The organism is Pseudomonas campi, from assembly GCF_013200955.2.
Classification (GTDB): Bacteria; Pseudomonadota; Gammaproteobacteria; order Pseudomonadales; family Pseudomonadaceae; genus Aquipseudomonas; species Aquipseudomonas campi.
In genome coordinates this window covers 3,200,052-3,216,506 of sequence record NZ_CP053697.2, presented here as the reverse complement: position 1 = coordinate 3,216,506, position 16,455 = coordinate 3,200,052, and the positions used below count along the sequence as shown (strand labels likewise).

At 66.5% G+C, this 16,455-nt stretch carries 15 protein-coding genes; 7 read left to right on the top strand and 8 right to left on the bottom strand.

Translation table 11 applies throughout. The features are described from left to right. Positions 1-17 precede the first annotated feature (17 nt). Positions 18-1,595 carry a sensor domain-containing diguanylate cyclase gene (locus HNE05_RS14960; RefSeq protein ID WP_173208802.1) on the top strand — a complete coding sequence of 526 codons (1,578 nt, stop codon included), beginning with the start codon at positions 18-20 and terminating at the stop codon, positions 1,593-1,595. Here the strand turns inward: HNE05_RS14960 and HNE05_RS14955 are convergent. Continuing rightward, a complete protein-coding gene (locus HNE05_RS14955) occupies positions 1,592-2,299 on the bottom strand; it encodes an aspartate/glutamate racemase family protein (RefSeq protein ID WP_173208800.1) in 708 nt (235 codons plus the stop codon). The two genes, HNE05_RS14960 and HNE05_RS14955, sit on opposite strands and share 4 nt — an antisense overlap. A gap of 187 nt (positions 2,300-2,486) precedes the next feature. On the opposite strand from HNE05_RS14955, the gene HNE05_RS14950 reads away from it, so the two are divergent. Beyond that, positions 2,487-3,374, top strand: coding sequence for an RluA family pseudouridine synthase (locus HNE05_RS14950; protein WP_173208798.1), 888 nt, complete (start codon positions 2,487-2,489; stop codon positions 3,372-3,374). On the opposite strand, the gene HNE05_RS14945 is transcribed toward HNE05_RS14950, so the two are convergent. From HNE05_RS14945 to HNE05_RS14930, 4 genes are all read right to left on the bottom strand, one after another. Next, a complete protein-coding gene (locus HNE05_RS14945) occupies positions 3,375-5,642 on the bottom strand; it encodes an ankyrin repeat domain-containing protein (RefSeq protein ID WP_180889164.1) in 2,268 nt (755 codons plus the stop codon). Positions 5,643-5,724: 82 nt separating this feature from the next. Next, positions 5,725-6,639, bottom strand: a complete 915-nt coding sequence (locus HNE05_RS14940) for an AraC family transcriptional regulator (protein ID WP_173208794.1) — start codon at positions 6,637-6,639, stop codon at positions 5,725-5,727. Positions 6,640-6,785: 146 nt separating this feature from the next. Then, positions 6,786-7,373: a hypothetical protein gene (locus HNE05_RS14935; RefSeq protein WP_173208791.1), complete on the bottom strand. Its 588-nt coding sequence runs from the start codon at positions 7,371-7,373 to the stop codon at positions 6,786-6,788. Positions 7,374-7,573: 200 nt separating this feature from the next. After that, positions 7,574-8,320, bottom strand: a complete 747-nt coding sequence (locus HNE05_RS14930) for a substrate-binding periplasmic protein (RefSeq protein ID WP_173208789.1) — start codon at positions 8,318-8,320, stop codon at positions 7,574-7,576. Positions 8,321-8,603: 283 nt separating this feature from the next. Here HNE05_RS14930 and HNE05_RS14925 point away from each other — a divergent pair, with 283 nt between their 5' ends. Beyond that, complete coding sequence (locus HNE05_RS14925; protein ID WP_173208787.1) at positions 8,604-9,341, top strand: SDR family oxidoreductase; 738 nt, start codon at positions 8,604-8,606, stop codon at positions 9,339-9,341. 110 nt (positions 9,342-9,451) lie between these two features. Then, positions 9,452-9,772: a putative quinol monooxygenase gene (locus HNE05_RS14920; protein ID WP_173208785.1), complete on the top strand. Its 321-nt coding sequence runs from the start codon at positions 9,452-9,454 to the stop codon at positions 9,770-9,772. On the opposite strand, the gene HNE05_RS14915 is transcribed toward HNE05_RS14920, so the two are convergent. From HNE05_RS14915 to HNE05_RS14905, 3 genes are all read right to left on the bottom strand, one after another. Continuing rightward, the gene (locus tag HNE05_RS14915) at positions 9,748-10,197 is read right to left on the bottom strand and encodes a hypothetical protein (RefSeq protein ID WP_173208783.1); all 450 of its coding nucleotides are present in this window, start codon (positions 10,195-10,197) and stop codon (positions 9,748-9,750) included. The two genes, HNE05_RS14920 and HNE05_RS14915, sit on opposite strands and share 25 nt — an antisense overlap. 4 nt (positions 10,198-10,201) lie before the next feature. After that, positions 10,202-10,543 carry an I78 family peptidase inhibitor gene (locus HNE05_RS14910; RefSeq protein WP_173208780.1) on the bottom strand — a complete coding sequence of 114 codons (342 nt, stop codon included), beginning with the start codon at positions 10,541-10,543 and terminating at the stop codon, positions 10,202-10,204. A gap of 152 nt (positions 10,544-10,695) precedes the next feature. Beyond that, positions 10,696-11,994: an ABC1 kinase family protein gene (locus tag HNE05_RS14905; RefSeq protein WP_173208778.1), complete on the bottom strand. Its 1,299-nt coding sequence runs from the start codon at positions 11,992-11,994 to the stop codon at positions 10,696-10,698. Positions 11,995-12,174: 180 nt separating this feature from the next. On the opposite strand from HNE05_RS14905, the gene HNE05_RS14900 reads away from it, so the two are divergent. Genes HNE05_RS14900 through HNE05_RS14890 form a run of 3 tightly spaced genes read left to right on the top strand, consistent with a single transcriptional unit; the run spans position 12,175 to position 16,371 of the window. Beyond that, positions 12,175-12,840, top strand: a complete 666-nt coding sequence (locus HNE05_RS14900) for an ABC transporter ATP-binding protein (protein WP_173208776.1) — start codon at positions 12,175-12,177, stop codon at positions 12,838-12,840. Beyond that, positions 12,840-15,311 carry an FtsX-like permease family protein gene (locus HNE05_RS14895; RefSeq protein WP_173208773.1) on the top strand — a complete coding sequence of 824 codons (2,472 nt, stop codon included), beginning with the start codon at positions 12,840-12,842 and terminating at the stop codon, positions 15,309-15,311. The genes HNE05_RS14900 and HNE05_RS14895 overlap by 1 nt, the downstream gene beginning before the upstream one ends. Next, complete coding sequence (locus HNE05_RS14890) at positions 15,301-16,371, top strand: lipocalin-like domain-containing protein (protein ID WP_173208771.1); 1,071 nt, start codon at positions 15,301-15,303, stop codon at positions 16,369-16,371. The genes HNE05_RS14895 and HNE05_RS14890 overlap by 11 nt, the downstream gene beginning before the upstream one ends. Positions 16,372-16,455: the final 84 nt, after the last annotated feature.

Below are 16,455 nucleotides of genomic sequence, written 5' to 3'. Positions count from 1 at the left end.
GCGGCTAGCAGCACCCCATGACTGATAAACACCGCGATACTCCCCATTGGCGCCGCTGGCTGCTCAAGCCGGCCGTGTTGCCGCTGGCGCGGGCTTTCGTGGTGCTGGTCTGCCTGTCGCTGGTGGCCACCGATGCCTGGTTGATCTGGAAAGCGCGCAGTGTGCAACTGCGTGATGCGCAGATCGAGACCTCCAATCTGGCCTCGGCGCTGGCGCGACAGGCCGCCGATAGCCTGAAGAAGGCCGACACCGTGCTGCTCGATCTGGTCGAGCGCTTGCAGGTGGATGGCACCGCTCCGGCGCAGCTGCAGCGCCTCAATGGCCTGATGCGCCAGCATGTCTTCGGCCAGGCCGAGCTGCATGGCCTGTTCGCCTATGATCGCGACGGCAACTGGCTGGTGAGCTCCTTCGGTACTATCCCTGAGGGGGCCAACAACGCCGACCGCGAGTACTTCAGCTTCCACCGCGCCCACCCGGACGACCACGGCCCGCATATCGGTCCGCCGATCCGCAGTCGTACCAACAACCAGTGGATCATCCCGGTATCGCGGCGCCTGGAGGATGCCCAGGGCAATTTCGCCGGCGTGGCGCTGGCGACCATCTCCATCGATTACCTGCTGCAGTTCTATGCCACCTTCGATATCCGCGACAACGGCGCCATCAATCTGGTGTTGAACAGCGGCATCGTGCTGGTTCGCAGCCCCTCCCGGGAATCGGCGATCGGCTCGGATATCAGTCAGGGCCAGATCTTCAGCCGCCTGTTGCCGCAGAGTCCGGCCGGTACGGCGATGCTGCCGTCGCTGCTCGATGGCGTCGAGCGGCTGTTCAGCTACCGGCAGGTTCAGGGCTATCCGCTGGTGGTGGTGGCTGCCCTGGCCAAACAGGACATCCTCGCCGATTGGCGCGCAGACACGACCCGCCAGCTGGTGGTGATCAGCCTGCTGGCCGGTCTGCTATTGCTGCTGGGTTTTTACCTGATCCGCCTGATCAAACAGGGGCAGAAGACCGAAGCCGAGCTGCTGGCCACCCGCGATGCGCTGCGTGCCTTCAACCAGCGCCTGGAAAAACAGGCGTTGGAAGATGAGCTGACTCAGTTGGGCAATCGCCGCCGCTTCATCCGCGCCCTGGACGACGAGTTCGCCCGTGCTTCGCGCTACCAGCGGCCTCTGGCGCTGGTGCTGTTCGATGTCGACTATTTCAAGCAGTACAACGATATCTACGGTCATTCCGCCGGCGATGCCTGCCTGCGTGCCGTGGCCACGTCCATTCGCGGTGGGCAGAAGCGTCCGGCAGATCTGGCGGTGCGCTATGGCGGCGAGGAATTCTGCCTGCTGTTGCCGGAAACCGACGCCGCAGGGGCGCTACAGGTGGCCGAACAGGTGCGGGCCGCGGTGGAGGCGCAGGCCATCGTGCATGCCGGCTGCCCGTGGCTGCGCCTGAGCCTGAGCGCCGGTGTGCATGTGCTGACGCCGCAAGTGGGCGATGGCCCGGAGGCGCTGGTCAAAGGCGCCGACCAGGCGCTGTATGCCGCCAAGGCCGCCGGGCGTGACCGCGTGTTGCTGTTTGACCAGGACGTCGAGCAGCTGATCGGCTAGCTCGCCCCTTGCCCTGCCAGCGCCCACTCGGCGGCCTGCTGCGCGTGCAGGTGGGTGGTGTCGAACAGGGGCACGCTGGCATCCCCGGCGCCGACCAGCAGGCCGATCTCGGTGCAGCCGAGAATCACCGCCTGCGCGCCTCGCGCCACCAGGCCGGCGATGATGCGGCGATAGATCTCTCGCGACTCTTCGCGCACCTGACCCAGGCACAGCTCCTCGTAGATGATCCGGTGCACGTCTTGGCGCTGCGGCTCGTCGGGGATCAGCACGCGGATGCCGTGGCGCTGCTCCAGGTGCTCGCGATAGAAGGCCTGCTCCATGGTGAAGCGAGTGCCAAGCAGGCCGACCGTGTGCAGTCCGGCGGCCTTGATCGCGCCGGCGGTCGGGTCGGCGATATGCAGCAGGGGAATGGCCACCGCCTGCTCGATGGCTGGCGCCACCTTGTGCATGGTGTTGGTACACAGCACCAGCAGCTCGGCGCCGGCGCGCTCCAGGGCCTGCGCCGCAGCCGCCAGCAGACGCCCGGCCTGGTCCCAGTCGCCACTCTGCTGCAGGCGCTCGATCTCGTGGAAGTCGACGCTGAACAGCACCAGTTTGGCCGAATGCAGGCCGCCCAGGCGCGCCTTCACCGCCTCATTGAGGTGGCGGTAGTAGGGGATGGTCGACTCCCAGCTCATGCCGCCGATCAGGCCAATGGTTTTCATCCTGAGTGTGCTCCCGTTGCGTGCAGGTCAGGCCATGCTGCGGCAAACGCCGCGATCGCTGTAGTGACAGTAGCCTGGCGTTTGCGGCCCTGGCTGTACCGGGCCGGCAGCGCATGACGGGTGGCCGGGCATTTGCCGCCGAACTGCGGAATAATGCGCGCCGTCGTGTTGTCAGCCGAGCCCGTCCATGTCCGCCACTGCCCCCAGCATTCGCCCGAGCATCCTGCACCTGCCGGCCGGCAGTTGGCCGACCGTGCTCGACTGCTTGTGCGCGCACTTCCCGGCGATCAGTCGCGACACCTGGCTCGATCGCATGGCCCGCGGCCGCGTGCTGGATGCCGAGCACCAGCCGATCGGCCCCGCGCATCCCTACCGTGAAGGCCTGCGCGTGCAGTACTACCGCGAAGTGCTGGCGGAAACGCGCATCCCCTTCGAGGAAAGCGTGCTGCATGTCGATGAGCATCTGGTGGTGGCGGACAAGCCGCATTTTCTCTCGGTGATGCCGGCCGGCGAGTACGTCGAGGAAACCCTGCAGGCGCGCCTGACCCGGCGCCTGGGCAATCCGCACCTGGTGCCGCTGCACCGCATCGATCGGCACACCGCCGGCCTGGTGCTGTTCTCCGCCAACCCGCAAAGCCGTGGCGCCTACCAGGCACTGTTCCGCGAGCGGCGCATCGACAAGCGCTACGAGGCAATCGCCCCGGCCTTGCCCGAACTGGAATTCCCCCTGCAACGCGCCACCCGCCTGCTCGCCAGCGAGCCGTTCTTCCGCATGCAGGAAGGCGCGGGCGAGGCGAATACCGAGACCCGCATCGAAGTCATCGAACGCAATGGCGAGCTGTGGCGCTACCGTCTGTTCCCGGTGACCGGCAAGAAGCACCAGCTGCGCGTGCATATGGCAGCGCTGGGTGCCGGCATCTGCAACGACACCTTCTACCCCGAGCTTCTCGATGCGCGCGATGCCGCGGACGATTACAGCCGCCCGCTCAAACTGCTGGCCCAGGCCCTGGGTTTCGTCGATCCACTGAGTGGCGTCGAGCGCGCTTTCGAGAGCCGGCTGAGGCTGGACTGGTAACTACTTCCGGTCATCCTGGCGTAGGGCGCAGGCCTGCCCGGCAACCTGGAAGGATTCTTCGTTCATGAACGCCGGACTCTCCAGGACGCTGAGCGTCCATTCGCCCAGCGCCAGGGTGGCAGCTGCGTAAGGGCTTATCCGCTCGTTCTTCAGTTGCCAGGCGATGTCCCCAGCGTTGAACGGGAGGGCGCTGGGGTGCAGGACATACAGGGTTTGCCGAACATAGCCGTGTTCACTCCGGCGGCCATCGCTTTGCCAGACGATGCGTACCTGCTGCTCCCCATAGGCTGCCGTGCAGTGCTTTTGCTGCCTTGAATTCAGGCGCTCCAACAGCCTGGTCTGGCGCGCTGGCGTGGCCCTCAGCGCGGCAGCCCGGTAGTAGGGGTAGAGGCTGCCGCTTTTGCAGTAGTACTTGCCGTTGTAGGACGTCCCGCCGGCAGCATCACAGACCAGGCCCTGGTTGAACCAGGCATTGGCCAGCAGCTTGGCATCCTGGCTGCTGTCGAGCAGTTGCTGGCCGGCTTCCAGGGCCGGTCCGTGTTCGCCCAGCTTGAATGCCACCAGCGACAGATTGCTGAGTATGCGGGCGTCCTGCGGCGCAGCTTCGCGGGCCAGCAGCAGGGTCTGGTAAGCCTGCAGCGAGTTGCCCTGCGCGTAGTCCTTTTCGGATTGCAGGGTCAGTTGTCTGGCACGCTGCTGCAGTTGTTCGGGCGCGGCTACTTGCAGGGCTTGCGCCAGCGCTGCGATACGCGTTGCCGGGATATGCGGATTGGGTTCCTTGGCATCGGCCGTGTTGTGGCGCCTGAGCCAGTCCAGCGGGGTGCCGATGCGGCCGTCCTGGTAGGCAGTGCTGACGCTCTGGATAAAAGGCTCCGCCCCTTTTTCTAGAAGCAGGTCAATTAGCTCCGGCGAGGCATACCGAGCCGCATAGTGCAGAGCCGTCATGTTGCGGGTACTGAGCTGGTAGGTGCATCTGTCCGTGGGCCAGATGGTGGTGGCGTTGGCATTAGCGCCTTTGGCCAGCAGCAGGCGGGCGGACTCCAGTTGGTTGTACTGCGCGGCGTACATCAGCGGTGTCTTGCCGAAGGGGTTGCGCTGGTTCGGGTCGGCACCTTGTTCGAGCAGGTAGCTCAATGCCTCGGGGTAGAGAATGGCAATGCTGAGATCGCTGACCGTGCCTCCCTGGTAGCGGATCTGTGTGATCGGGCGCTTCTCGAGAATGGCCTGGCGCAGTGCGTGTTCGCTGTCGGGGAACGGGTGATAGCCGCCGTTCCAGTGACTAGGGAAAGCCAAGCCGCTACTGACGGCTGATAGCAATGCGGCATGAGCAATCTGCCGGGTCTGTCCCTGCTGCCAACCGAAGTGGGATTGATAGAAATCGGCCAGCACCTGGGTGGTCTGAGTGAGCTGGGCTTGGTAGTTGCGTACTGCCTGGAATTCGAGTGTGCCGGTCAGCGCCCAGCGATTCAGGTTTTCGCTGTCTGTGCGGAACTGCTCCCCCAGATCCTCGGGCGAATGGGCACGGCTGTATTGACCCCACGGCCGGGAGAGTAGTGCTGAAAATGCATCAGCCCTGCTGTTTTCCCGCAGATCGCCTGGGCGCAAGGATCCGCATTCGTTGCCAGAGCCGCCGGATATCGGCCCTAGCGTGGAGCTCAGCTTACTTATTGAACTGAGCGTGGCTTGTAGTTGTTTATCGTCCGAACGTTGTGTCCGAGATGGCGCGACATTAATACGACAGATTTCCTCCCAGCTCAGATCCGCTTTGAGCTTGTGCAGGAGCAGCGTATCCAGCGGTTGCCAGTAATCCGGGGTGCTCAGAACGAATACCTGCTGGTTGGCATCGGCGAACAATCTGGGCTTGCTGCTGGGCGGTGGGGATTTGTCCAACTGCTCCTCGTCGGCCCAATAGGCATGCTCGCGTGGTATAGGGCTGGCAACGATCTGATAGTTCTCACAGCCGCCCCCACAACCGGAATGGGTGTAGGTGTTGAAATAGACCGGCTGACCGTCGAGTTGCAGGCTATTGCTGCTCGGTGACTGCTCCTGCAATCCGTCAGGCATCAGCTCATCTTTGAGCGACTGATTGCTGAAGAAAGCCTGCTCGGTGCTCCGCAGCAGATCGGCACAGACCGGGCTGTGGCTTTGCTCCAGAGTTGGCTTGAACCAGGCGTGGCTGAAATCCAGTGCTGCGGGAAGTGGGGCGCCGGTGTCGGCGAGAGACAGCGAAGAGAACAGGGCGAAGCTGAGCAGCAGGACTCGGGACATACGGCATCCTTGTCGCAAATTCATCCGGGGGTGAGCGCAACCCTAGCCTGTTTCCAGCGCCTGTGCAGTGCTTTCACTCGCCTCAACCGGCGTTGCGCAATCGGGCCAGATCGCGCAGCGGCGGGGCGCCGAACAGGCGGCTGTATTCGCGGCTGAATTGCGACGGGCTCTCGTAGCCGACCCGGTAGCCGGCCGCCGACACTTCGAGGTTTTCACAGAGCATCAGCCGCCGCGCTTCCTGCAGGCGCAGCTGCTTCTGGTATTGCAGCGGGCTCATGGCGGTGACCGCCTTGAAGCGGTGGTGCAGGGTCGAGGGGCTGAGGCTGGCGACCCGCGCCAGGTCCTCGATGCGCAGCGGTTCGTTGAAGTTCTGATTGAGCCAGTCGATGGCGCGGGTCACCCGGTGGGTCTGACTGTCGGCGTTGGCGATATCGCGCAGCACCTGGCCCTGGGGGCTGCACAGCAGGCGGTAGAGGATTTCCCGCTGCACCAGCGGGGCGAGCATGGCGATGTCGCGTGGGCTGTCGAGCAGGCGCAACAGGCGCAGCACGGCGTCCAGCAGCGGCGCATCCAGGCGCTCGACATACAGGCCACGGCCATTGCCACGGCTGGGTACGCCGACCGGACCGGCTTCGGCGATCAGCTTGCCGATCTCGCCGGGGTCGATATCCAGGCGCAGGCTCAGGTACGGCTGCTCCGGCGAGGCGAGGGTGACCTGGCCGGTGACCGGCAGGGTGACCGAAGCCACCAGGTAATGCAGCGGGTCGTAGCAGAAGGCATCATCCTCCAGACGCACAACTTTCTGGCCCTGGGCGATGATGCACAGCGCCGGACGATACAGCGTATGGGTGATAGGTGAAGGTTGGCTGCTGCGAAAGAGTGCCAGACCATTGATGGACGACTCGCTGATGCCTTCATCAGGTGCGAAGTGGGCGATCAGCTGTGCCAGTTCCTGCCGCTCGCCTTCTAAGTCTTGAGGGGTGTCAGGGCATGACATAAGGGCGATTCTCCTCGAATGGCTGCAGCTTAGGTCGAGGGGGGCGAGAAGTCTTGCGCGGCAGGCGGAGTCCGTAGGATCAGGCAAGCCTCAGGAAGGATCGTGCTAGTCGGCGGGTAACCCACCCGCTGACTAGCGTTGTTCGTTCAGGCCGTGCCGGTATTTTCAAGCTGCAGCGGCGTTTCATCGTCCTGCTTGCTCTCGGCGAAAAACATCAGAGCCAGGATGATGTCCGAGGCGATATTGAGCAGCACGGACAGATCGGAGAACAGCACGGTGGCGTTGAACAGGCCCGTTGCTCCTATCAAGTATGCAAAGGCCTTCGTGTAGCCGTTGCTGTCGGTCTTGACATTGAGGATGCGCCAGGCGACCACCATGAGCAGTATGCCTAGGGGAATTATCGGGGCCAGGGCGGCCAGGGAAGTCAGCAGTGAGGTGAGTGGGTCGAGAAAGCTGGCGACGACTCCCACGCCGTAACCCAGTAGCCCCAGGACGATAATGAAGCCAAACAGGATGTTCTGCTTGCCCAGCGCCATGCGGGTTTCTAGATAGCTTCTGAGGTACAGCATCAGCAGGACGAAAAGGGTGGCGCTGATCGACAGTGCGACGAGGTTGGCAAGCGCCAGGGCAGAGTTTTCGCTGAACACGTCGATGAGCATGAGGATCATGCTGGGGATAGCCATGACTGCCGAGGCAATTGCCAGGCATCCTGCGAGCTTGAAATTACTAAACATGCAAAGTTCCTTGTGCTGAAGTTGTAGGTTCCGGGAGCAGGTGTCTGCCCTACGGATCACTGAATTCCCTGTCTTTCCCTACTTGCGGAAGGCATGAATTGGAGGCCGACGCTACTGATTCGCCATCATTCTGTCCAGCAGGTAATGGGCAGGATCGGGCAAGTGCCCAGCCGTTCTGTGTCAGTCCGCTGCGCGCCTGGCTACTGCCCGTAGCGCTGGTACAGCGCCTGGTACTGACCGTTGCTGCGCAGCTTGTCGAGGGCTGCCTGCCAGCGCGCCACGTCATTGGGTGAGGTGTCTTTCGACAGGGCGATAAAGCCCCGGTCATGACCGAGCACCACCGGGGTGGCCCGGATATGCGCGGGGTCGACCTGGGCTTCGGCCAGCTTCTGCTGCAGGCCGCTATCGGCCGAAGCCACCAGTTGCACCCGGCCGGCGGCGAGCATGCGCAAGCAGCCGCTGTAGGAGTTGTGGCGCTTCAGTTGAGTGAAGCTCTGCTGCACCAGCAGTGCATCGTGGGAGCTGCCGTTGAGGATGCACACCGGCAGGTCGCGGGCATCGCTCAGGTGGTGGATGCCGGTAGGCGCGGCGCTGCTCTCGTAGAGGTAGTCGGTTTCCTGCAGGGTCGGGCCGACCCAGTACACCAGGCTTTCGCGCTCCGGCGTGCGGCTGAGGTTGAACAGCACCACGTGCGGTTGTTCGGTGACCAGTTTCAGCCCGCGTGCCAGCGGTACTTCGCTGATCGGCGCGGTGCTGCCCAGTTCAGCCAGCAGGGCATGCACCAGCTCCAGGTAGAAGGCGCGCTTGCCGCCGTGTTCCTTGCCATGCAGGGTGCCGCCACCGGCCACGCCTTGCTCGCCCAGGCTATGGGTATAGACCTGCCAGTGCTCGGCACTGGCGTAGCCAGGCGACAGCAGCAACAACAGGGTGATCAGGGTGACCCTCACTGCTCGGTCTCTCCTCGGGGCGGATGCGCGACGATGGGTTCAGGTGGCTGTTGTGCAGCCAGTCAGCTCAGCATGTACAGGCAAGAATACGGCCAAGTCAATATTCCTCCCGCTAGCCACGGACTGCTTGGACGTGTGCTGAGGCTATGGGCGTTTGTGCAGGATCAGGCAAGACTTCGGCAGCAATCGGATAACGTACAACGACCGCCTGCGTGCAACCTCTGGGCTGTCGCGGTGACCCACAACGGGTCATGGCCAACCCTTCCACGCAGAGGAATGCAGCATGTCCAACATCGCAGAAAAAGTCGTGATCATCACCGGCGCCAGCAGCGGCATTGGCGAGGCCACCGCCCTGTTGCTGGCGCGCCAGGGTGCCAAGGTGGTGCTCGGTGCCCGCCGCAGCGAACGCCTGGAACAACTGGTGGCGCAGATTCGCCAGCAGGGCGGTACGGCCGAGTTCCGCAGCCTGGACGTGAGCAGTCGGGAAGACGTGCAGGCCTTCGTCGACTTCACCCTGGCACGTTTCGGCCGCCTCGATGTGCTGATCAACAATGCCGGGGTGATGCCGCTGTCGCCCCTGGCCGCGCTGAAGTTCGCCGAGTGGGATCGCATGATCGACGTCAACATCCGTGGCGTGCTGCACGGCATCGGCGCGGCCTTGCCGGTGATGCAGCGCCAGCGCAGCGGCCATGTGATCAACGTGGCGTCCCTCGGCGCCTACCGGGTCGTGCCGACGGCGGCGGTGTACTGCGCGACCAAGGCCGCGGTGGTGTCGATCTCCGAAGGTCTGCGCCAGGAGGTGGGGGGTGATATCCGCGTCACCGTGGTCTCCCCTGGCGTGGTCGAGTCGGAGCTGGCCGAGAGCATTTCCGACAGCGCTACCCGCGCGATGATGGAGGAGTTCCGTCAGGTGTCGATCCCGGCCAGCGCGATTGCCGAGACGATCGCCTTCGCCATCGGCCAGCCGCCGCAGGTGGATGTCAGCGAGCTGATCGTGCGCCCCACCGCCAGCGCCTATTGAGTGCTATGCCCGGTGGCGCCGTGGTGCGCCGCCGGGCCTGCCAGAGCCTGTTTACGATCTTCTGGCTCTAATCCAGGAGATCGTAAACAGGCTCTCAGGGAGTGCCTGTGATGAACGATACAACTCTCAGCCTGGCGCAGGTTCGCGCCAGTTTTGGCCGCAGCGAAGAGCTCGGCCTGCGCCTCGGCGAGCTGGTGCTGCGTGCGCGGCACGACAGCGGCTGCCTGGGTTATGAGCTGCTGCGCGATGCGCAGCAGGACGATCTCTGGCACTTGCGCGGTTGCTGGGATTCGCCGGCAGCGCTGCACGCGCACTTGCAGCAACCCCATGTGCAACTGCTGGCACGGCTGGTGGCGTGCGGGCTGATCCGCCAGATGAGCCTAGCTACCGCGCGTGCCGAGACGGCTTATTCGCTGGGGCTGGCCTGGTAACGGTAGGCACCGCTACGGCCGTCCAGATTGATCTGAAAGCGCTGGCGCGAGCCATCGTGGCCGTTTTCGGCGATGCCGCTGATGTGCACGCCGGTCTTGCCGTCGCTGCTGCAGCGCAGCTGCTCAAGGCTCATCTCGGCGTGGTCGTTGTTGAACTCGACGAAGCCGAAGCCGCGCTCGACCTGCAGGTGGGTGCCGTCGGCAGCGGGCTGCAGCAGATCGACGAACAGCAGGTCCTGGCCATACAGGGTAAAGCGCAGCAGGCGCAGTGCCACGCTACGCTCGCCGAGCTGCCAGTCGCCGCAGTGCTGCAGCTCCTGCAGGCTGGCGAAGTGGCCGGCCGCCTCGGCGTAGCCGACCTCGCGGCCCAGGCCCAGGGCCGGCTCGACCAGGCAGGCGGAGAGGGCGCCGCACAGCCAGCGCACGGGCTTAACCGCAGCTGACCTGCAGCACCACGCCGGCATTGTCGATGTCGATGTTCAGGCGCTGCGAGTTGTAGTCCATGGTCACCGGCTGGTTCGGCCGAGTGATGCGCAGGAAGCGCGCATCGGCCTTGTCGCGCGCCTGCACCGCCATCACGTCGTCGAGTTGTTCGCCGATCAGGTCATGCACCGGGTCGGCGTCGCAGCGGCTGTCGAAGTCGGCGGTGGGCTCGCTGAGCATCGCCTTGCTGCTGTCCGGGGCCTTGTTCTGCGGCTTTTCCGGGTTGCTGCTGCAGGCTGCGAGCAGGGCGATGGCGAACAGGGCTGGGAGTTTCAATGTGCCAGTCATGGCGTCTTCCTTGTAGTGCTGTGGCGATTGCGTGGGGCGGTTCGGCCCGTCGGGCCCCGCGATTCTGGAGTATTTGTGGCCGTAGTTGAAGATCGACAGCCATTCAAGCGACACGAGCTCTGTCACGGCCGTGATCGAAACGGCAACCGACCCTAGGCCGATCTGCGCGCTGTCCAGCGGTTGATATGACGCTCCAGCAGGTCGGCCAGGGGCAGACAGGCGCCCAGGCGGTAGAGGTTCCAGTAGTGGCCTTCCAGCGTGCGGTTGACCAGCAGGGTGCCGGAGGCCGGTTGCAGGCTACCGAGGGCGGTCATCATCAGCGGGAACAGTTCCAGCAATTGCTGGTGCAGGGCGGCGCGGTGGAAGTCCCACTGCGCACCGGGTTGCAGCAGCGGGTGGAGCAGTTTGTGGATGCGTTTGTACAGGCCATGCGGGGCCGGGCTGTCGGCCTGGCGCCCGCCGAGGGCCTGGAAGGCCGGCTCCAGGGCGTCGCTGCTCGGCCCGCGCAGGGCGGCGAACAGCTGCACATAGGCATCGAGCACCACCGGTTCGAGGGGCTGCACGCTGCCGAAGTCATACACCACCAGCTCGCCGGCATCGGTCCAGGCCAGGTTGCCGGGGTGCGGGTCGGCGTGCAGCAGGCCGAGAGCGAACACCTGCTCGCCCAGCCAGTCGCACAGGCTCAGGGCCAGGCGTTCACGCACGGCGGCCGGGGCGTGGCCGACTTCGGCCATGGCGTGCCCGGTCACTTCGTGCAGCACCAGCACGCCGGGGCGGCACAGCTCGGGCACCGGCTGCGGCAGGCGCAGGCCTGGCCAGCCAGCGAAGTGCGTGCAGAAGCGCTGCAGGCTGACCTGCTCGGCCTGGTAATCCAGCTCGGCGTGGATGCTGCCGTGCAATTCGCTGTACAGCGCTTCCAGCTGTTCGGCCGGGGCGCGGAACAGGCGGCCGAGCGGCAGTAGGCGGCGCAACTGCTGCAGGTCGGCGGCGCAGATCTCGCTGATGCCCGGGTACTGGATCTTCAGCACCAGGGCCTGGCCCTGGGCATCGCGGGCGCGGTGCACCTGGCCCAGCGAGGCGGCGGCACAGGGCTGGGTTTCGATGGGCTGGAACAGCTGATGCAACCGGCCGTCGTAGAGCTGCTGCAGGTGCTCTTCCAGGGCGCTGAAGGGCAGGGCCGGCACGCGGTTCTGCAGGCGCGTCAGGGCTTGGCTGATCGGCTCGGGCAGCACGCCCTGCCATTGCGAGGCCTGCTGGCCGAGCTTGAGCACCGGGCCTTTCATCTGCCCCAGCACATCGCCGAGCAGATCGCCCACCGGCTGCCAGTCCAGACCGGTCTTGCCGGGCGTCAGGCCTTGCAGCATGAGGTTGCCGGCGATGCGCGCACCGGTGCTACCGAGGCGCAGGAAGCGGCCCAGGGCGGAAACATTCGGTGGCGATGAACGCGGCATGCTGCTGGCCTGTGGCAAGGCAAAGGCTGATCATGGGCCGACTGGTCGGCGCCGCCAAGGTGAGAATGCTTGCCGGCTGTTGCCGTCAGTAGGGGGGGCGTGCACACCAAGGTCCGGCACGGGTTCATCGGCGCCCCCTACGCTGTTATCAACCGCTATTGAGTCGGGGCACTGCTGCCGATGCTGATCGTCGAGAACCTGCACAAGTCGTTCGCCACCGCCCAGGGCAATCTGGCGGTGCTGCGTGGGGTCGATCTGCAGTTGCCTGGGGGCAGCAGCCTAGCGCTGATGGGCGAATCCGGCAGTGGCAAGAGCACGTTGCTGCACCTGGTCGCCGGCCTGGAACGGGCCGACAGCGGACGCATCCTGGTCGACGGCGTGCCGCTGGACGGGCGCCGCGAGGCCGAGCTGGCGCGCTGGCGCCGCGAAGGCATCGGCCTGGTGTTCCAGCAGTACAACCTGATCAGCAGCCTTAGCGTAGCGGCCAACCTGGCCTTCCAGGCACACCTGGCCGGCCGCCATGATCCGGCCTGGGTGGCCTACCTGGCCGAGCGCCTGGGCCTCACGCCGCTGCTGCAGCGCTACCCGGAACAGCTCTCTGGTGGCCAGCAACAGCGCGTGGCCATCGGCCGCGCCCTGGCCTCCCGCCCGTCGCTGGTGCTGGCCGACGAACCCACCGGCAGCCTGGACGAGGCGAGCAGCGAGGCGGTGCTCGACCTGCTCCTGCAACTGGTCGGCGAGGCCGGCAGCAGCCTGCTCATGGTTACCCACAGCGCCCGTCTGGCTGCCCGCCTGGAACGCAGCCTGTACCTGCACCTGGGCCGAGTCGCGGCGGCGCAGGCCTGATGGGCATGTTGCGCATCAGCCTGCAGGCGCTGCTCAGCCACTGGCGCCGCCATCCGCTGCAGTTCTTCAGCATCCTCACCGGCCTGTGGCTGGCCACCGCGCTGTGGACTGGGGTGCAGGCGCTGAACAGCCAGGCGCGGGCCGACTATGCCCGTGCCAGCGCCGTGCTGGCCGGCCCGGCGCAGGCGCAGCTGGTGGCGCGCCAGGGCCCGCGTTTCGCCCAGGCCGCCTATGTGCAGCTGCGTCGCAATGGCTGGCCGGTGTCGCCGCTGCTGGAAGGGCGCCTGCGCTTCGCCGGCGAGGAACCGCTGAGCGTGCAACTGCTCGGTATCGAGCCGCTGAGCCTGCCGCAGGGTAGCGAGGTGGGTGGGCGCCCAGCCGATGGTTTGGATATCGCCAGCTTCCTCGGCAGTCCGGGCCAGGCCTGGATTGCCGCCGACACCCTGCAACGTCTCGGTTTGCGCGTGGGCGAACAGGCGCTCACGGCGGACGGCCAGCGTCTGCCGCCGCTGCAGGTACAGGAGCAACTGGCACCGGGGGTGATCGTGGTCGATATCGGCCAGGCCCAGCGCCTGTTGCAGGCGCCGGGGCAGCTGTCGCGCCTGCTGTTGCCGGCGGATTTCGCTAAGCGCGCGCTGCCAGACGAGCTACAGGCCGTGCTGCAGCTGCAACCGGCGGCGGACGGCGACGACCTGCAGCGCCTCACCGAGAGCTTCCACCTCAACCTCACGGCCCTCGGCCTGCTGGCCTTTATCGTCGGCCTATTCATCGTGCATGCCGCCATCGGCCTGGCCCTGGAACAGCGCCGCGGCCTGCTGCGTACTTTGCGCGCCTGCGGGGTCAGCCTGGGCGGCCTGCTCGGCGCGCTGGCCATTGAGCTGGGCCTGTTCGCCCTGCTCAGCGGCCTGGCCGGGGTGGCCAGCGGTTATGCGCTGGCCAGCCTGTTGCTGGCCGATGTCGCCGCCAGCCTGCGCGGCCTGTATGGCGCCGAAGTGGCCGGCCAGCTGAGCCTGGCGCCGCAGTGGTGGCTGGCCGGGCTGGCCATCAGCCTGCTCGGTGCCTTGCTCGCTGGCGCCAGCAGCCTGCTGCGTGCGGCCAACCTGCCGTTGCTGGCGCTGGCTCAGCCGCAGGCCTGGCGCCTGGCTCAGGGCCTGTGGCTGCGGCGTCAGGCCTGGCTGGCGGCCGGGCTGCTGCTGTTGGCGCTGGCCTGCTGGCGTTTCGGCGACAGCCTGCTGACGGCCTTCGTCCTGCTCGCCGCCTTGCTCCTGGCCGCGGCGCTGCTGTTGCCGGCCTTGCTAGATGGCGCCCTGGCGCTGCTCGCCCGGCGTTGTCGCGGACCGTTGAGTGAATGGTTCGTCGCCGACAGTCGCCAGCAGCTGCCGGCCCTGGCCCTGGCGCTGATGGCCCTGCTGCTGGCGTTGGCGGCCAGCGTCGGGGTGGGCAGCATGACCGAGGGCTTTCGCCAGACCTTTACCGGCTGGCTCGACCAGCGCCTGTCAGCCGAGCTGTACCTGGCGCCGCGCGACACCGAGCAGGCCGAGCAGATCAGCACCTGGCTCGAGGCACAGCCCGGTATCGAGGCGATCCTGCCGCACTGGCGCGTTGACCTGCGCCTGCAGGGTTGGCCGGCGCAGCTGCAGGGCATCGTCGATCACCCCAGCTACCGCCAGCACTGGCCGCTGCTGGAACAGCAGGACGATGTCTGGGCGCAGCTGGCGGCGGGGCAGGGCGTGCTGCTCAGCGAGCAACTGGCGCGCCGACTCAAGCTGCGTCTGGGTGACGCGCTGACGCTGCCGGCGGCGGACGGCGAGCAACGCCTGCCGGTGCTCGGCCTGTACGCCGACTACGGCAACCCCAAGGGCCATCTGCTGGTGAATGCCGCTTGGCTGCGCCGGCACTGGCCGGATGCCAGCCTGAGCAACCTCAGCCTGCGCCTGCCGGCCGCGCGTGTCGCGCCGCTCAAGGCCGAACTGGAGCAACGCTACGAGCTGGACGGCAGCCGGCTGATCGACCAGGCCTCGCTCAAGCGCTGGTCGACCCGGGTGTTCGAGCGTACCTTCGCCGCCACCGCCGCGCTCAACAGCCTGACCCTCGGGGTGGCCGGCGTGGCGCTGTTCATCAGCCTGCTGACCCTCGGCCAGAGCCGCCTGGGCCAGCTGGCGCCGCTCTGGGCCCTGGGCCTGGGGCGGGCGCGCCTGGCCTGGCTGAGCCTGGGGCAGACGCTGCTGCTGGCCAGCCTCACCGTGCTGTTGGCCATGCCGCTGGGCCTGCTGCTGGCCTGGTGCCTGGTGGCGGTGGTCAACGTGCAGGCCTTCGGCTGGCGCCTGCCGCTGCATGTGTTCCCCGCCCAGTTGCTGCAGCTGGGCCTGCTCGGCCTGCTCACCAGCCTGCTGGCCGCCGCCGGGCCGCTGTGGCAACTGGCGCGCAGCCAGCCGGCCGATCTGTTGAGGCAATTCGCCGATGAACGCTAGAAGCCTGTTGCTGCTGGTCGCTGTGCTGCTCGGCGGTTGCGACGAGACGCCCGCGCCGAGCGCCGGTTTCGCCGGGCTCGGCCAGGATGTCGCCGGTTTCAGCGCGGTCGAGCCGGGCCGGGCGCTGCAGTTCCCGGCCGACCACGGTGCCCACCACGGCTATCGCATCGAATGGTGGTACGTCACCGCCAACCTCACCGACGAGCAGGGCCGCGAGTGGGGCGTGCAGTGGACGCTGTTTCGCTCGGCGCTGCGCCCCGGCGCCGAGCAGGCCGGCTGGGACAGCCCCAATCTGTGGCTGGGCCACGCCGGCCTGAGCGGGCCGTTCGGCCACCAGTTTGCCGAGCGCCTGGCCCGTGGCGGCATCGGCCAGGCCGGGGTGGCGGCGCAGCCGTTCCGCGCCTGGATCGACGACTGGTCGCTGCACAGCAGCGGCGGCGAGGGCCTGCAGCAGCTGCAGATGCAGGCCGCCGGCAAGGACTTTGGCTACGACCTGCAGCTGCGCGCCGACGGCCCGCTGGTGCTGCACGGCGCGCAGGGCTACAGCGAAAAGTCTGGCCAGGGCCAGGCCTCCTATTACTACAGCCAGCCGTTCTACCGGGTGCGCGGCGAGATCGAGCGCGCCGGCCAGCGCCATCGGGTCAGCGGCCAGGCCTGGCTCGACCGCGAATGGAGCAGCCAGCCCCTGGCTGCCGAGCAGCAGGGTTGGGACTGGTTTTCCCTGCACCTGGACGGCGGCGCCAAGCTGATGCTGTTCCAGGTGCGCCAGGCCGAGGGCCAACCCTATCGCGCCGGAACCTGGATCGGCGCCGACGGCCGCAGCCAAGCACTGCGCGGCGAGCAGATCCAGCTCAGCCCGCTGGCCAGCACCACCCTGGACAACGGCCGCCGGCTGCCGACCCGCTGGCGCGTGCAGGTGGCGGCCCATGGTGTGGATGTCGAGGTCGAGGCCCTGCAGCCGCAGGCCTGGATGGGCACCACGTTCCCCTACTGGGAAGGCCCGGTGCGCCTGCGTGGCAGCCCCGGTGGGCGCGGCTATCTGGAGATGACCGGCTACTGAACGGTGCTGCCCGCCGGGGCGGACTATTCAATTCATCGATACTGGTCATCAAGACGTTCGAATTATCGCCGTACGGCTCGCTCT

Excerpts from the sequence above, each read along its gene's own strand:
- HNE05_RS14960 (WP_173208802.1), top strand. The coding sequence starts at position 18 with ATGACTGATAAACACCGCGATACTCCCCATTGGCGCCGCTGGCTGCTC.
- HNE05_RS14955 (WP_173208800.1), bottom strand. The coding sequence starts at position 2,299 with ATGAAAACCATTGGCCTGATCGGCGGCATGAGCTGGGAGTCGACCATC.
- HNE05_RS14950 (WP_173208798.1), top strand. The coding sequence starts at position 2,487 with ATGTCCGCCACTGCCCCCAGCATTCGCCCGAGCATCCTGCACCTGCCG.
- HNE05_RS14945 (WP_180889164.1), bottom strand. The coding sequence starts at position 5,642 with ATGTCCCGAGTCCTGCTGCTCAGCTTCGCCCTGTTCTCTTCGCTGTCT.
- HNE05_RS14940 (WP_173208794.1), bottom strand. The coding sequence starts at position 6,639 with ATGTCATGCCCTGACACCCCTCAAGACTTAGAAGGCGAGCGGCAGGAA.
- HNE05_RS14935 (WP_173208791.1), bottom strand. The coding sequence starts at position 7,373 with ATGTTTAGTAATTTCAAGCTCGCAGGATGCCTGGCAATTGCCTCGGCA.
- HNE05_RS14925 (WP_173208787.1), top strand. The coding sequence starts at position 8,604 with ATGTCCAACATCGCAGAAAAAGTCGTGATCATCACCGGCGCCAGCAGC.
- HNE05_RS14920 (WP_173208785.1), top strand. The coding sequence starts at position 9,452 with ATGAACGATACAACTCTCAGCCTGGCGCAGGTTCGCGCCAGTTTTGGC.
- HNE05_RS14910 (WP_173208780.1), bottom strand. The coding sequence starts at position 10,543 with ATGACTGGCACATTGAAACTCCCAGCCCTGTTCGCCATCGCCCTGCTC.
- HNE05_RS14905 (WP_173208778.1), bottom strand. The coding sequence starts at position 11,994 with ATGCCGCGTTCATCGCCACCGAATGTTTCCGCCCTGGGCCGCTTCCTG.
- HNE05_RS14900 (WP_173208776.1), top strand. The coding sequence starts at position 12,175 with ATGCTGATCGTCGAGAACCTGCACAAGTCGTTCGCCACCGCCCAGGGC.
- HNE05_RS14895 (WP_173208773.1), top strand. The coding sequence starts at position 12,840 with ATGGGCATGTTGCGCATCAGCCTGCAGGCGCTGCTCAGCCACTGGCGC.
- HNE05_RS14890 (WP_173208771.1), top strand. The coding sequence starts at position 15,301 with ATGAACGCTAGAAGCCTGTTGCTGCTGGTCGCTGTGCTGCTCGGCGGT.